The organism is Pantoea deleyi (assembly GCF_022647325.1).
In the GTDB taxonomy this organism is placed as follows: domain Bacteria; phylum Pseudomonadota; class Gammaproteobacteria; order Enterobacterales; family Enterobacteriaceae; genus Pantoea; species Pantoea deleyi.
Map to the genome: position 1 here is coordinate 60,153 of NZ_CP071405.1, position 14,567 is coordinate 74,719.

The 14,567-nt window shown below is 59.7% G+C and carries 12 protein-coding genes; 6 read left to right on the top strand and 6 right to left on the bottom strand.

The window, feature by feature from the left end; all coding sequences use genetic code 11:
* Positions 1-36: 36 nt before the first annotated feature.
* The 4 genes from asnC to ravA form a co-directional block, all read right to left on the bottom strand.
* Positions 37-498, bottom strand: a complete 462-nt coding sequence (gene asnC / locus J1C59_RS00290) for a transcriptional regulator AsnC (RefSeq protein WP_111140944.1) — start codon at positions 496-498, stop codon at positions 37-39.
* A 103-nt stretch (positions 499-601) separates the two neighbouring features.
* The gene (ovoA, locus tag J1C59_RS00295; RefSeq protein WP_128084220.1) at positions 602-2,740 is read right to left on the bottom strand and encodes a 5-histidylcysteine sulfoxide synthase; all 2,139 of its coding nucleotides are present in this window, start codon (positions 2,738-2,740) and stop codon (positions 602-604) included.
* Positions 2,741-2,811: 71 nt separating this feature from the next.
* Entirely contained in the window at positions 2,812-4,272 is a 1,461-nt protein-coding gene (viaA, locus tag J1C59_RS00300; protein ID WP_140917335.1) for an ATPase RavA stimulator ViaA, read from the bottom strand.
* The gene (ravA, locus tag J1C59_RS00305) at positions 4,269-5,765 is read right to left on the bottom strand and encodes an ATPase RavA (RefSeq protein ID WP_128084219.1); all 1,497 of its coding nucleotides are present in this window, start codon (positions 5,763-5,765) and stop codon (positions 4,269-4,271) included. The genes viaA and ravA overlap by 4 nt, the downstream gene beginning before the upstream one ends.
* A 289-nt stretch (positions 5,766-6,054) precedes the next feature.
* Between ravA and kup the strand changes: the two genes are divergently transcribed.
* Positions 6,055-7,923, top strand: coding sequence for a low affinity potassium transporter Kup (gene kup, locus J1C59_RS00310; protein ID WP_128084218.1), 1,869 nt, complete (start codon positions 6,055-6,057; stop codon positions 7,921-7,923).
* Positions 7,924-7,953: 30 nt separating this feature from the next.
* On the opposite strand, the gene qseC is transcribed toward kup, so the two are convergent.
* Both qseC and qseB read right to left on the bottom strand, forming a co-directional pair.
* Positions 7,954-9,294, bottom strand: coding sequence for a quorum sensing histidine kinase QseC (gene qseC / locus J1C59_RS00315; RefSeq protein WP_208721885.1), 1,341 nt, complete (start codon positions 9,292-9,294; stop codon positions 7,954-7,956).
* Complete coding sequence (gene qseB, locus J1C59_RS00320; protein ID WP_128084216.1) at positions 9,282-9,953, bottom strand: quorum sensing response regulator transcription factor QseB; 672 nt, start codon at positions 9,951-9,953, stop codon at positions 9,282-9,284. The genes qseC and qseB overlap by 13 nt, the downstream gene beginning before the upstream one ends.
* 163 nt (positions 9,954-10,116) lie before the next feature.
* Between qseB and J1C59_RS00325 the strand changes: the two genes are divergently transcribed.
* From J1C59_RS00325 to rbsB, 5 genes are all read left to right on the top strand, one after another.
* Positions 10,117-10,524, top strand: a complete 408-nt coding sequence (locus J1C59_RS00325) for a YgiW/YdeI family stress tolerance OB fold protein (RefSeq protein WP_128084215.1) — start codon at positions 10,117-10,119, stop codon at positions 10,522-10,524.
* Positions 10,525-10,750: 226 nt separating this feature from the next.
* Positions 10,751-11,170 (top strand): D-ribose pyranase, encoded by a 420-nt coding sequence (gene rbsD / locus J1C59_RS00330; RefSeq protein WP_111140937.1) that lies wholly within the window; start codon positions 10,751-10,753, stop codon positions 11,168-11,170.
* Positions 11,171-11,177: 7 nt separating this feature from the next.
* Complete coding sequence (gene rbsA, locus J1C59_RS00335) at positions 11,178-12,686, top strand: ribose ABC transporter ATP-binding protein RbsA (protein WP_128084214.1); 1,509 nt, start codon at positions 11,178-11,180, stop codon at positions 12,684-12,686.
* On the top strand, positions 12,683-13,654 hold the full coding sequence (gene rbsC, locus J1C59_RS00340; protein ID WP_128084213.1) for a ribose ABC transporter permease: 972 nt from the start codon (positions 12,683-12,685) through the stop codon (positions 13,652-13,654). Before rbsA ends, rbsC begins: the two co-directional genes overlap by 4 nt.
* A 25-nt stretch (positions 13,655-13,679) precedes the next feature.
* Complete coding sequence (gene rbsB / locus J1C59_RS00345; RefSeq protein WP_140917334.1) at positions 13,680-14,555, top strand: ribose ABC transporter substrate-binding protein RbsB; 876 nt, start codon at positions 13,680-13,682, stop codon at positions 14,553-14,555.
* The last annotated feature ends 12 nt before the right edge of the window (positions 14,556-14,567 follow it).

Consider the following 14,567-nt stretch of genomic DNA (forward strand, 5'->3'; position numbering starts at 1 on the left):
TTCGTCAGGGATAAGATTATGCACAGGCGAGAGGGATCAGGGCTTGATGGTGCGCATGATCGGGTTTTGCAGCGAGATCAGGGTTTCCGTGGACTGGATTTCATCGATGGTCTGGATCTTGTTGATCAATACCTGTTGCAGGGCATCGATCGAGCGGCACATCACTTTTATAAAGATGCTGTAGTGGCCGGTGGTGTACCAGGCTTCAACTACCTCATCCAGCGCGTTCAGCTTGCTCAGTGCCGCCGGATAGTCGCGGGCGCTTTTCAGGATGATGCCGATAAAGCAGCAGACATCGAACCCCAGCTGGCGGGGGTCGATATCTACGCGGGTGCCCAGAATGATCCCCGCCTGTTTCATCTTCTCCACGCGCACATGAATGGTGCCGGGGCTGACGTTAAACTGTTTTGCCAGCTCGGCGTAAGCGGTGCGCGCATTCTCCAGCAGGGCATTCAGAATGCCGCGATCCAGATTATCGAGCTGCAGGTGTTCGGCCATGGCCATCCTCGTTATAGGTCTGCTTGAGTCAACAGGGGTGAATGTGCAGCAAAATGGCGGTTCAGGCAACTCCCGGCAGCGGCGGGCGCCGCTGCCGGTTCACTTAACGTTTACGCCAGAGCGTGACCTGCGCCAGGGTGTGCTGGAACTTGCGGGCCGTTTCGCGAATGACAAAGGGCACATCCTGCGGTTCGCCGACAGGCTCGAAGTCGGCCGCCAGCAGACGCTGCAGTGCCTGCAGTGTGGTCAGCGCTTCGCCGTTTTCGCGCACGCCGCCCAGCCAGTTCTCCTTCGGCGTGAACGCCTCCAGCCAGGTATAGGGCGATGAAAGCAGCAGAATGCCGCCCTGACGCAGCATCGGCGTCACGTCGCGCAGGAAACGCGCCGGCTGTCGCAGACGATCGATCAGGTTAGAGGCGAGCACCAGATCGTAACGATCGGGCTGTGGCTTGAGGTTACAGGCGTCGCCCTGCACAAACTGGATCCGCTGCGCCAGTTCGCTCTCCGGGGCGAAATCTTTCAGGCGAACCTGACGATACTCGACCAGATCGCCCTCCTGCGGCAACAGATACCGGAAGTCCTCACCGCTGGCCAGCTGCAGCGCCACATCGATAAAGCGAGCCGAGTAGTCCATGCCGGTCACCCGATCGAAATGGCGGGCCAGTTCGAAGCTGGCGCGTCCGGTGGCACAGCCGATATCCAGCGCCTCGCCGCGCGCGTGGGTGTGCTCCAGCGCCAGCCTGACCAGGCTTTCGGCGTAGTTATCGACACCGAAATAGTGCGGGCCATACTGGAAGTCGAGATACTGCGACACCATCGCATCCGACTCATAGGGGTTCAGCGCCATGGTCTCCTGATGCGAGGAGACCACATAGCGGAAACCGGCATGCTGGAAGAAGTGGCGGCGGAACGCATAGCGGGCCGATTTCAGCGCTTCGTTGCCGGTCGAGATCCAGCTGCCGCCTTTGATCAGCGAATGTTTGCCATCAAAGGTCGGGGTTGAGAAGTCGTCGTAAAGCGGATGGACTTTAAAGCCTTCGAAGCCGTTGGTCGGCGTGGTGGTCCACTGCCAGACGTTTCCGACGATATCGAAGAAGTTTCCCTGGGCAAAGAGATCGACCGGGGATGAGGAAGCCCAGTACGCCAGGTTGATGTTGCCCGGTGCCTGCGCCCAGTCGGGCTGATCGCCGGCCACCTGCTCACGCAGCTGCGCCCACTCCGCCTCGCAGGGAAGCTGGATGGCCATGCCGGTCTGCGCCGCTTTCCAGCGGCAGAACGCGGCTGCCTCCAGCTGATTGACCTCCGCAGGCCAGTCCCACGGCATGGCGACCTCTTCGCACATCAGGCGCAGTTTTAGCTGATCGGGCATCGCAGGCGTGCCCACCCAGAAGGTCGGCATCGCCGCGCTGGCAAACTGACACCAGCCCCAGCCTTCATCATCCCACCAGCGGCGATCCTGATAGCCGCCGGCCTCGACAAACGCAAAATATTCCGCGTTGCTGACCAGCATCCTGCTCGCCTGAAACGGTTGCAGCGTGATCTGCTGACGGCCATATTCGTTATCCCAGCCGTAGGTATCGTCGGTTTTTCCCAGGGTAACGGTGCCGCCGGGCATCGGCAGCAGGCTGTTGGCAGGCACGGCCTGACGCTGGTGGCGCGCCATCGGACAGACCGGCCAGGCGGCCTGCGGCCGGACCCACTCAAGCGGTAACTGGCGTATCAGGACGCTGGAGGTTTCCAGATGAATACGTTCATGCTCGATGCCCATCAGGATCACCCAGGCCGGGCTCTCCCAGGTGATCGGCAGCGTGACAGGCATGGTCTGGATCAGGTCGCTGACCAGCGCCTTCACGCGCCCGCGGTATTCGCGCACCGCGTCAATGGTCGGCCAGTCATAGTGGCTGTCGTTGAGATCGTCCCAGCTCATCTCATCCACCCCGATCGCCATCATCGCTTCGATGCGATCGTCCAGACGGGCGTCGATCAGGCGTCCGGCCATCAGCTTATTAATGTAGAAGGTCGCGGTATGACCAAAGTAGAAGATCAACGGATGGCGCAGCGGAATGGCTTTGTTGAACCAGGCCTTTGAATCGGCCAGACAGGTGAACAGGCTTTCATACTGTTCCCAGGTCTGAAGAAAATAGGCCAGCAATTCGGCACGTTTTTGTTCAATGTTCTGGCCGGAGAGCAATAACGTCCGCGTCGGGGCTGGCAAATCGCGGTGGGGTTGAGCAAGCGTCACAGGAAGCTCCAGATTGCTGAGTAAGTGAAACGGTAATTTACTATAGCAAAGAAGCTTTTCTGTCAGATGACTTAACGCCGCCAGTGCCGCAGCAGGCGGCTTTTCATGCCGGTATCGAAGCGCCAGATATGGTCGAAGATGCGCAGAATGCCGGGTTTTCCATGGGCCGACATTGCCACGGCGTGAAAACGTTGCTGATTATGTCGCTGGCGTTTTTTAATCGCGCCGATTACCTCTTCCGGCAGGCGCTGAGCGATAAAATCGGAGACGATCACCGCGTCGGCTTCCTGCCACGCGCTGCCCTCCATCCGGGTCACCACCGAGGAGAGGCAGGCGGCCAGATCGGTGCCGCCGCGAAAACGCTGGCTCAGGAAGCGGATCGCCTGCTCCAGCCCGTCATCGCCGGTCAGCTCATAGCCAATCACCTCATGCGCGAACAGCATGATGTAGCAGCGACGACAATCGGCCAGCGCGACCTTCAGCAGCGCCAGACAAAAGGCTTTGGCGCAGCGCTCGTTAAAGCCCCCCATTGACCCGGAGGTATCCACGCAGACGATAAAAGGGCCGCGCGGCTGCTCCTCATGCTGCTGGTGGCTGACCGGACGCATCGTCACCTTCTCATGCCAGGCGTCGCCCTGCAGCCTGTAGGTCAGCAGCCGTTTCTCAACCAGCCGCCGGTAAAACTCCAGCTCCAGTTCGCTGATGCTCAGCGCCGCGAGTTCCGGCGGCAGCAGACGCAGCACATCGTCGCTCTGATGAATGCCGCTGACCTCCTCCGGCACGGCGTCCGGCTCCTGCACCAGCTGGTGGAAGGCCTCCATGGGCGCCTCCTGCGACGGCACCGATTTGGCCTCGCGGCTGCGTCCCAGCTGCTGGGCCAGCGTCATCAGCTCCGGTTGCTGCGCCAGAAAATCGCCATACTGCAGCATCAGCTGAGGGTCGCCGGGCTGCAGGGACGCTTTGCTCATGTCCCACAGCCGGCCGGCGGCCGCTTCATCATCATCGCCGAGAACCGGTGCCAGCTGACCGCTCAGCGCCATGCGCTGCTGCAGTTCCGCCATCAGACGTTCGCGCTGCTGCTCCAGCAGATCCTGATTCAGCGTCAGGGTCTGCAGGGTCAGGCTCAGCCGCCAGCGCTGTAAAAAAAGCTGGTGCTGTGCGCTGCTGAGCTGACGGGCCTCCGTGTGCTGCAGCAGCCGGTGAGCTTCATTAAGAAAGGGGGACGGCAGGCTTTCGAGCGCCCTGAGGGTGGTGTCCAGCTGGTGGCAGAATTCGCGATCGCTGAGCAGCTGTATGCGCTGGAACAGCTGAAACTCCTCCGCCAGCGTGGCCGGAACGGGGGTGGCCCGGAGTTCCGCATTGATCTCTGCCCGCCAGCGCGGCACGTCGCGCAGCAGCGCTTTTTTCAGGCCGGGAAATTTTTCAAAAAACAGCGCCAGCTGGGGAGACGCCAGCAGAGCAATAATCAGCTCTTCAATCAGTTCGGTCTCACCTACCGAGAGCAGGGTGCTGAGCGTCTCAACTGAGATCATTTCCGCGCCTGTTTCAGCTGTTCCGCCACATCCTGCAGGCTGGTTTCCACCCGCGCCAGCCAGTCATCGCTGATAAACAGGCAGCGCTGATGCTGGCTGAAGAGATGACGCTGGGAGCGCAGCTCGCTCTCCAGCGCATCCAGCGCCTCGCTGATCTCATCCGGCAGCGGCTCATGGGGGCTGACGCCAGGCAGGGTCAGACGCGACGACTGCAGGCTGACATCCCGGACCGCCAGACAGTGCTGTGCATCCACCTGCAAATCCAGACTCTGGGCAAAGCCGATGCCGTTAAGCTTGCCGCGCACCTCGCCCCCTTTCTGCAGCCACTGATTCAGGGCATCACGGGCGATGACCAGATGGGTCACCTGCATATCGTGCAGCGTCAGCGGCTTCTGCAGCATCAGCGTCAGCTGCTCATCGGTGAGGTTCTCCGGCATGTCGTAATGGGGTTTGCGGCTGAACATGCCGCTGTGTTTTTCCAGGGTGATCGCCTGGGCGATGCTCTCCTGTTGCTGCAGCGCCAGACGTCGCGCCTTGATCTGCTGCAGTCTGAGCAGCATCGGCTGCTGCTGCCAGGCGTGCAGCGTCATCAGCTGATCGATCTCGCGCTCCAGCAGTTGCATGGAGGCGACGTCGTGCCAGAGACAATCTTTCAGCAGGATCAGGTCGATAGGCGCGATGGCGTTGCGCCCGCTGTAAAAGGCGCTCGCCTGCAGCAGATGAATGGCCTTCTTCCAGCGACGGTCGGAGATGTAGGGCGCGGCGGGCTGGCTCTCCAGCTGCTGGCGCAGCTGATAAATCAGCTCAAACACCGCATCGGGCAGCGAGACCTGGCCGATGCCGCGCTGCCACTGCGCATACTCCTCGTCGCTGATGCGCAGCGATTCCGCGACCGGATTGGTGTGTTCATCCTGCTGGTGGGTCAGCATGCTGCGGAAGTTCTGCTTCTCATGCACGTTATCCAGCCACAGGCGGATCAGCATCCGGTCATACAGGGCCTCAAGGCCGCTGTCGGCTTCCGGCAGCTCGTTGGAGGCGGTGACCAGCAGCCGCATCGGGATTTTCTCTTCGCTGTCGCCGTTGCGGAAGCGACGTTCGTTAATGGCGGTCAGCAGGGTATTCAGGATCGCCGGACCGGCTTTCCAGATCTCATCCAGAAAGACGATCTCCGCGTCGGGCAGGTAGCCTTTAGTCAGACGCTGATAGCGTCCTTCATCCTTCAGCGCCTGGATCGAGAGCGGGCCAAACACCTCTTCCGGCGTGGAGAAGCGGGTCATCAGATATTCAAAGGCGCGGGCGTGCTGAAAGGCATATTTAAGGCGGCGGGCAATCAGGCTCTTGGCGATACCGGGCGGTCCCAGCAGGAACACGCTCTCACCGCTCAGCGCCGCCAGCAGACAGAGGCGAATGGCGTGATGCCGCTCATACAATCCTTTTTCTAACGCATTGCTAAGGCGAGAAATTCTTTCTGCCAAAAGGTGGGGTTGAGCCATAATCACATCAATATCCTTACGATCGTCGGGCCGCCGCGCTTAAGCAAGCGCCTTACTCTATAGATCATCATGCGTGAAAGCGTTGATAGCTGTCAGCTTTTTTGTTTCAGAAGGTTTGCCTGGTTAAAAGTGGCGTTAAATGAGACTTTACCCGCTGAAATGGCCCCGTGAGCCGGGCTGAGAGGCGAAGCGGGTATAGGAATTTTCGGCAATACGTGCATACTGTGCGCTTTTTGATGGCCTGAGCGAGGGGTGATGCGCCTCTTAGACTCCAACAAAAGATAACTCTATGAGCTCGGATAATAAGCAGTCACTTCGTGGATTAACGCTGGCCGCGATTGGTGTTGTTTACGGGGATATCGGCACCAGTCCGCTGTATACCCTGCGTGAATGTCTCTCCGGACAGTTTGGCTTCGGTGTTGAACGGGAAGCGGTATTTGGCTTTCTGTCGCTGATTTTCTGGCTGCTGGTGCTGGTGGTCTCACTGAAATATATCAGTTATGTGATGCGCGCCGACAACGCAGGTGAGGGCGGCATTCTGACGCTGATGTCGCTGGCCGGCCGGCATACCGGGGCGCGCGCCACGGCGATACTGGTGATCATGGGCCTGATCGGCGGCAGCTTCTTCTATGGCGAGGTGGTGATCACGCCCGCTATTTCGGTGATGTCAGCCATTGAAGGCCTGGAGATAGCCGCGCCGTCGCTGGATCCCTTTATTGTGCCGATGTCGATCGCGGTCCTGACGCTGCTGTTCGTGATCCAGAAACATGGCACCGGCATGGTGGGAAAACTCTTTGCCCCGGTGATGCTGGTGTGGTTCCTGGTGCTGGCCGTGCTTGGCGGCCTCGGCATCATGAAGAATCCGGAGGTGCTGCACGCGCTGAATCCCGCCTATGCCGTCGAGTTCTTTCTGCACTATAAATCGGTCTCCTTCTTCGCCCTGGGCGCGGTGGTGCTGGCGATTACCGGCGTTGAAGCGCTCTATGCCGATATGGGGCACTTCGGTAAAGTGCCGATCCGGCTGGCATGGTTCTCGGTGGTGCTGCCTTCGCTGGTGCTGAACTACTTTGGTCAGGGGGCGCTGTTACTCAGCGATCCTAAAGCGATTAAGAACCCCTTCTTTCTGCTGGCGCCGGACTGGGCGCTGATCCCGATGCTGATTCTGGCGACGCTGGCGACGGTTATCGCGTCACAGGCGGTGATCTCCGGCGTCTTCTCGCTGACCCGTCAGGCGGTGCGCCTGGGGTATCTGCCGGGGATGCGCATCATTCACACCTCTGAGCGGGAATCGGGCCAGATTTATATTCCGGTCATCAACTGGGTGCTCTATTTTGCGGTGCTGATTGTGATCATCAGCTTCGAGCACTCCAGCAACCTGGCCGCGGCCTATGGTATCGCCGTGACCGGCACCATGGTGCTGACCGCGATCCTCTCCTGCACCGTGGCGGTGAAAAACTGGCACTGGCATAAGCTGGCGGTCGGCGTCATCCTGGTGCTGATGCTCTGTATCGACGTGCCGCTGTTCACGGCGAACCTGGTGAAAATCTTCTCGGGTGGCTGGCTGCCGCTCTGTCTCGGCATGGTGATGTTTATCATCATGACGACGTGGAAAAGCGAACGCTTCCGTCTGCTGCGCCGCATGCATGAGCATGGCAACTCCCTGGAGGCGATGATCGCCTCACTGGAGAAGTCGCCGCCGGTGCGAGTGCCAGGCACGGCGGTCTATATGTCGCGCGCCCTGAATGTGATTCCGTTTGCCATGCTGCACAACCTCAAGCACAACAAAGTGCTGCATGAGCGGGTCGTACTGCTGACGCTGCGGACAGAAGATGCCCCTTACGTTCATAACGTGCGGCGCGTCACCATTGAGCAGCTGTCGCCTACCTTCTGGCGGGTGGTGGCGAGCTACGGCTGGCGCGAAACGCCCAATGTCGAGGAGATTTTCCATCGGTGCGGGCTGGAAGGGCTGAACTGCCGCATGATGGAAACCTCCTTCTTTATGTCGCACGAGTCGCTGATCATCGGCAAACGTCCGTGGTATCTGCGCCTGCGCGGCAAACTCTTCCTGGCACTGCAGCGCAACGCGCTCCGTGCGCCGGACCAGTTTGAGATCCCGCCAAACCGGGTGATCGAGCTGGGAACCCAGGTCGAGATTTGATCGGCCGCGCCCGCCTTACGGGGTGGGCGCTCACCAGCGCAGCGTGACGCAGAGTCCGCTGCCGGGTCGCTGGCTGAAGGCGACATGCATCCCATGCAGCTGCGCAATCTGGCGGACGATCGATAATCCCAGTCCGCTGCCACTCTTCGCCTGACCCGGCGGTCGCCAGAAACGCTCACCGAGCCGTTGCCGATCGGCGTCGCTCAGCCCCTCGCCATTATCCTCCACCGACAGGCTGTTTGCCCCTAACCGCACATCGACTTCACTGCCCGCGGGCGTATAACGAATGGCGTTATCCAGCAGATTGCGCACCAGCAGCGACAGCAGCAGCGGATTTCCCTGAAGCTGCGGATCGGCCTCCGCATGCAGCCGCAGGGTGACACCCGTTTTATCCGCCAGCGGCAACTGGGCAGCCAGCGTCTCCTGCACCGTGCGTTTCAGCGCCACCGGTTCGAAGGCGCTGCGGGCATCCTCCGCTTCCACCCGCGAGAGCGTCAGCAGCTGATCCACCAGCCGGGTCGCACGGATGATGCCGGTATCCAGCTGCTGCAGCGCATGGGTGCGCATCACTTCATCATCTGCCGTCAGCTGGATCACCTCGCTTTGCACCTGCAGCGCCGCCAGCGGACTGCGCAGTTCATGAGCGGCATCGGAGGTAAAGCGCCGTTCACGCTGCACCATGGCGCTGATGCGGCTGAACAGCCCGTTAAGCGCGACCATCAGCGGCTGAACCTCTTTCGGCACGCGGTCGGCCTGCAGCGGGGTGTCATCATCCGGCGCACGCTGCGCCAGTTGCCGTGCCAGCGTCTTCAGTGGCTGCAGTTCAGACCAGACCAGCGCGATCAGCAACAGCAGCATAAACGGCAGTGCGATCAGCCACGGCAGAACGCTGGCGCGCATCAGATCCTGCGCCATGTCATCCCGGTACTCCACCTCCTGGCCCACCACCACGCGGAACTGCCTGTCGGGTGTGGTCAGCCAGACGAACCGCCAGCGATCGTCATCGTTGGTGAGCTGCCCCTCGTGAAATCCCTGATACTCCGCCTCAAACGGCAGATAGCGGCCATTATCACCATCGTTCAGCACCTGCCTGCCGTCGCGCGTGAAGACCGCAAACGCCAGGGCGTCATCATCCTGATCGCCGCGATGGTGGCGCAGCATCGCTTTAGTGGTGGGCAGCGTAACCGGGTCGAGCGAGGCGAAATCCAGTGTCAGCAGCCGCTTGGCCAGCAGCATCTGCTGAGTATCGAAGAGCTCATCCAGGGTTTCACGGGTCTGATGCCAGGCGCTGAGGCTGGCGCTGCCCCAGCAGATCGCCAGCAGCAGCACAAAGCCGAGGCCGAGTCGCAGAAACAGGCTCATTGATCGCATCCGGCGGCTCCCAGGGTGTAACCGACGCCATGCAGCGTACGGATAAAGTGGCTGCCCAGCTTCTTACGCAGATGGTGGATATGCACTTCCACCGCGTTGCTGGAGACGTCGGCATCCCAGCTATAGAGCTTCTCTTCCAGCTGGCTGCGCGTCAGTACCCGGCCGGGATTGCGCATAAAGAGTTCCAGCAGCGCCAGTTCGCGACTTTTCAGTGCCACCGGATCGCCATCGCACATCACACTGTGGCTGCCCGGGATCAGCACCACGTTGCCGTGACGGAGTTCAGGCTGCAGCTGGCCGTGACGGCGGCGGATCAGCGCCTGTAAGCGAGCGGCCACTTCGGTCAGGGCAAAGGGTTTGCACAGGTAGTCGTCGGCGCCCTGCTGCAACCCTTCGATCCGCTGGTCGAGCGCATCGCGGGCGGTCAGGATCAGCACCGGCACATCGTTGCCCTGCTGTCGCCACTGCCGCAGGATATCGAGCCCGTCGCGCTCAGGCAGCGAGAGATCCAGAATCACCGCATCCCACGGCGCCGCCGTCACGGCGTTAAAGCCCGTCTCACCCGAGGTAAACCAGTCCACACTGAAGCCCAGCTTACTCAGCCCCGCCTTAATGCCGTCGCCAATCAGGCAATCGTCCTCAATCAGTAAAATACGCATCCCGTCTCCCTCTGCTGATAGCGTTTTATACGAAGCCCCTTCCGGCTTGTACAGCGGATTCCGGCCCGGAACGCTTATTTTTACCGCTTAAGAAGCTGTTAAGAACCCTGTGGTCTACTGGGCTGATTCACACCGGCACCATGACTTAAAAAAGGGGTACACCATGAAAAAGCACGCTGCAATTCTGGCCGTCGTAATGCTGGCTTCCGCACCGGTTTTTGCTGCTCAGCAGGGCGGATTTGTTGATCCCAGCGCACCCGCCGCGCAGACGCAGACCGCAGAGGGTCAGGGTGGATTCAGAGCCGACCACACCAGCGTAGTGACCGTGAAGCAGGCAGAAGAGATGAAGGATGACAGCTGGATCACCGTACGCGGTAAGCTGGAAAAGCAGATCGGCCATGAAGACTATCTGTTCCGTGACCAGACCGGGACGATGAAGGTGGAGATCGATCGCAAGCACTGGAACGGGCAGACCGTTTCCCCGCAGGACAACGTTGAGCTGACGGGTGAACTGGATAAAGATTTCAACAGCGTTGAGCTGGATGTGAAGCAGGTTAAGAAGCTGCCTTAACGCACCGGGTGCAGGCTCCTTTCAGGGGGCCATAGCCGCCCTTCTTCATCCTGCCGGGCCGCCTCTGCGGCCCCGCTTTCCCGGCCCCTTTCCGCCTTAACGCAAATTTTCCCCCGCTTAAGCGAAACGTTTCGATGGCGATCACAGATTTCTGATCTGCCGATTGAGTTGCTGACGGCTTTTCATACACTCCTGAAAGCGAAACGTTTCGCTATGGAGTGAAAAGATGAAAAAAGGTCGCCTGTTAAACGCTGAACTCTCTCATGTGATTGCCCGCCTGGGACACACGGATACGCTGACCATTGCCGATGCTGGCTTGCCGATCCCGGCAGGACCGCAGCGCATTGACTTAGCGCTTACGCCGGGTACGCCCGATTTTATGCAGGTGGTGAATGCCGTTGCACTGGAGATGCAGGTCGAGGGCGCCCTGATCGCCGAGGAGATTAAGCAGCACAATCCGTCACTTCATGGCGCGCTGATCGCCGTGCTCGAAGCCTTGCAACAGCACCAGGGAAATACCATCACCATCCGCTACATCAGTCATGAGACATTCAAACAACAAACGCAGCGTAGTCAGGCGGTCATTCGCAGCGGAGAGTGTTCTCCGTTTGCGAATGTCATCCTCAGCGCCGGTGTGACCTTCTGAGGCGGCTATGCAACCTTTACTGCAACTCGACGGCATTGAAAAATCTTTTCCGGGCGTGAAAGCCCTGAAGGGCGCGTCGCTGAATGTCCGGGCCGGACGCGTCATGGCGCTGGTGGGCGAGAACGGCGCAGGCAAGTCCACCATGATGAAAGTGCTGACCGGCATCTATCAGTATGATGCCGGTACGCTGCGCTGGCTGGGCAAAGAGACCCGTTTCAGTGGGCCAAAAGCCTCACAGGAAGCGGGTATTGGCATTATCCATCAGGAACTGAACCTGATCCCGCAGTTAACCGTGGCGGAGAACATTTTTCTCGGCCGCGAATATGTCACGGCCTTTGGCCGTATCCAGTGGTCACGGATGTATGCCGAAGCCGATGCACTGCTGAAACGACTCAACCTGCGCTTCAGCAGCCATAAGCTGGTGGGCGATTTGTCGATTGGCGATCAGCAAATGGTCGAGATCGCCAAGGTGCTGAGCTTCGAGTCAAAAGTGATCATCATGGATGAGCCAACTGATGCGCTCACCGACACCGAAACGCTGTCGCTTTTTCGGGTGATCAACGAACTGAAAGCGCAGGGCTGCGGCATCGTCTATATCTCGCATCGCATGAAAGAGATTTTTGAGATCTGCGATGACGTCACGGTGTTCCGCGATGGTCAGTTTATCGCTGAACGTCCGGTCAGTGCGCTGACGGAAGAGAGCCTGATCGAGATGATGGTCGGCCGCAAACTGGAAGATCAATATCCCCATATCGACCAGGCACCCGGCGAGGTGCGGCTCAACGTGGAGAACGTCAGCGGGCCGGGTGTGGAGGGGGTCAGCTTCAGCCTGCGCAAAGGTGAAATCCTGGGCATCTCCGGGCTGATGGGCGCGGGCCGGACCGAACTGATGAAAGTGCTCTATGGCGCGCTGCCGCGTCGGACCGGATCCCTGTGGCTCAATGGCCGGGAAGTGGTCACGCGTTCACCGCAGGATGGACTGGCAAACGGCATCGTCTACATCTCCGAAGATCGTAAGCGCGATGGCCTGGTGCTGGGCATGTCGGTAAAAGAGAACATGTCGCTGACGGCGCTTCGCTACTTCAGTCACGGCGGCGGCACCCTGAAACATGCGGCGGAGCAGCTGGCGGTGGGTGACTTCATCCGGCTGTTCAACGTCAAAACCCCCTCGATGGAGCAGCCGATTGGCCTGCTGTCGGGAGGAAACCAGCAGAAAGTGGCGATAGCCCGCGGCCTGATGACCCGTCCGGACGTCCTGATTCTGGATGAGCCGACGCGCGGTGTGGATGTCGGCGCAAAGAAAGAGATCTATCAACTGATTAACCAGTTTAAAGCCGAAGGGCTGAGCATCATTCTGGTCTCCTCGGAGATGCCGGAAGTGCTGGGCATGAGCGACCGGATACTGGTGATGCATGAAGGCCGTATCAGCGGCGAATTTACCCGGGAAGAGGCCACTCAGGAGAGCCTGATGGCCGCCGCCGTAGGCAAGCAACACAGCGAGGATTTAGTGGTATGACGACCCAAACTTTACCTGCCAGCCGTCGCTGGTTTAGCAAAAGCTGGCTGCTGGAACAGAAGTCGCTGATTGCGCTGCTGGTGCTGATCGCCGTGGTGGCCAGCCAGAGCCCGAACTTCTTTACCGTGGCGAACCTGTTCAACATCCTGCAGCAGACCTCGGTTAACGCCATTATGGCGGTGGGAATGACGCTGGTGATCCTGACCTCCGGTATCGACCTTTCTGTCGGCTCGCTGCTGGCCCTGACCGGTGCGGTGGGCGCCTCGCTGGTCGGTATGGAAGTGAATGCCCTTGTCGCGGTGGCGGCCTCGCTGGCGCTGGGGGCGGCTATCGGCGGTGTGACCGGCACGATTGTGGCGCGCGGCAAGGTACAGGCGTTTATCGCCACGCTGGTTATGATGCTGCTGCTGCGCGGTGTCACCATGGTGTACACCGACGGCAGCCCGATTAACACCGGCTTCAGCGCCAATGCCGATCTACTGGGCTGGTTTGGTATCGGTCGTCCGCTGGGCGTTCCTGCGCCGGTCTGGCTGATGGCGGTGGTCTTCATCGCCGCCTGGTACATGCTGCAGCACACCCGCCTGGGTCGCTACATCTATGCCCTGGGCGGAAACGAGGCGGCAACGCGTCTTTCCGGCATCAACGTCAATCGCGTCAAAATCATCGTCTATTCACTGAGTGGCATGCTGGCGGCGCTGGCGGGCACGATTGAAGTGGCGCGTCTCTCCTCAGCACAGCCGACGGCGGGCACCGGCTATGAGCTGGATGCGATTGCGGCAGTGGTGCTGGGCGGAACCAGCCTGGCGGGCGGTAAAGGGCGTATTTTCGGCACCCTGATTGGCGCGCTGATCCTCGGCTTCCTGAATAACGGCCTGAACCTGATGGGCGTCTCTTCGTACTACCAGATGATCGTTAAAGCGGTAGTCATCCTGCTGGCGGTGCTGGTGGATAATAAAAGCAGTAAATAACTCTGACCTTACACAGGATAATAAGATGAAAAAGTTAACCATACTGGCTGCGATCCTTGGCGCAACGCTCAGCACCGGTGCGATGGCAAAAGATACCATCGCGCTGGTGGTCTCAACCCTGAACAACCCGTTCTTTGTTTCGCTGAAAGAGGGGGCTCAGAAAGAAGCGGACAAGCTGGGCTACAACCTGGTGGTACTGGACTCTCAGAACAACCCGGCGAAAGAGCTGGCGAACGTGCAGGATCTGACGGTTCGCGGCACCAAACTGCTGCTGATCAACCCAACCGATTCTGATGCCGTGGGCAATGCCGTGAAGATGGCGAACCAGGCGAAGATTCCGGTAATCACGCTGGACCGCGTGGCTGCACAGGGCACCGTGGTCAGCCACGTTGCTTCAGATAACCGTTTCGGCGGTAAAATGGCGGGTGACTACATCGCGAAGAAAGTGGGCGAGAACGCCAAAATTATTGAGCTGCAGGGCATTGCCGGAACGTCTGCCGCTCGTGAACGTGGCGAAGGCTTCAAGCAGGCCGCAGAGGCCCACAAGTTCCAGATCCTTGCCAGCCAGCCTGCTGATTTCGACCGCACCAAGGGTCTGAACGTCATGCAGAACCTGCTGCAGGCTCATCCGGATGTGCAGGCGGTCTTCGCTCAGAACGATGAAATGGCGCTGGGTGCACTGCGTGCGCTGCAGACTGCCGGTAAAACCGGTGTGATCGTGGTAGGTTTTGACGGCACCGCTGATGGCGTTAAAGCCGTCGAAGGTGGCAAACTGTCTGCGACCGTGGCACAGATGCCAGACAAAATTGGCATGATCGGCGTGGATACCGCTGATAAAGTGCTGAAGGGTGAAAAAGTGAAGGCGATCAATCCGGTCGACCTGAAGCTGGTCACTCAATAACTCAAAGAAAAG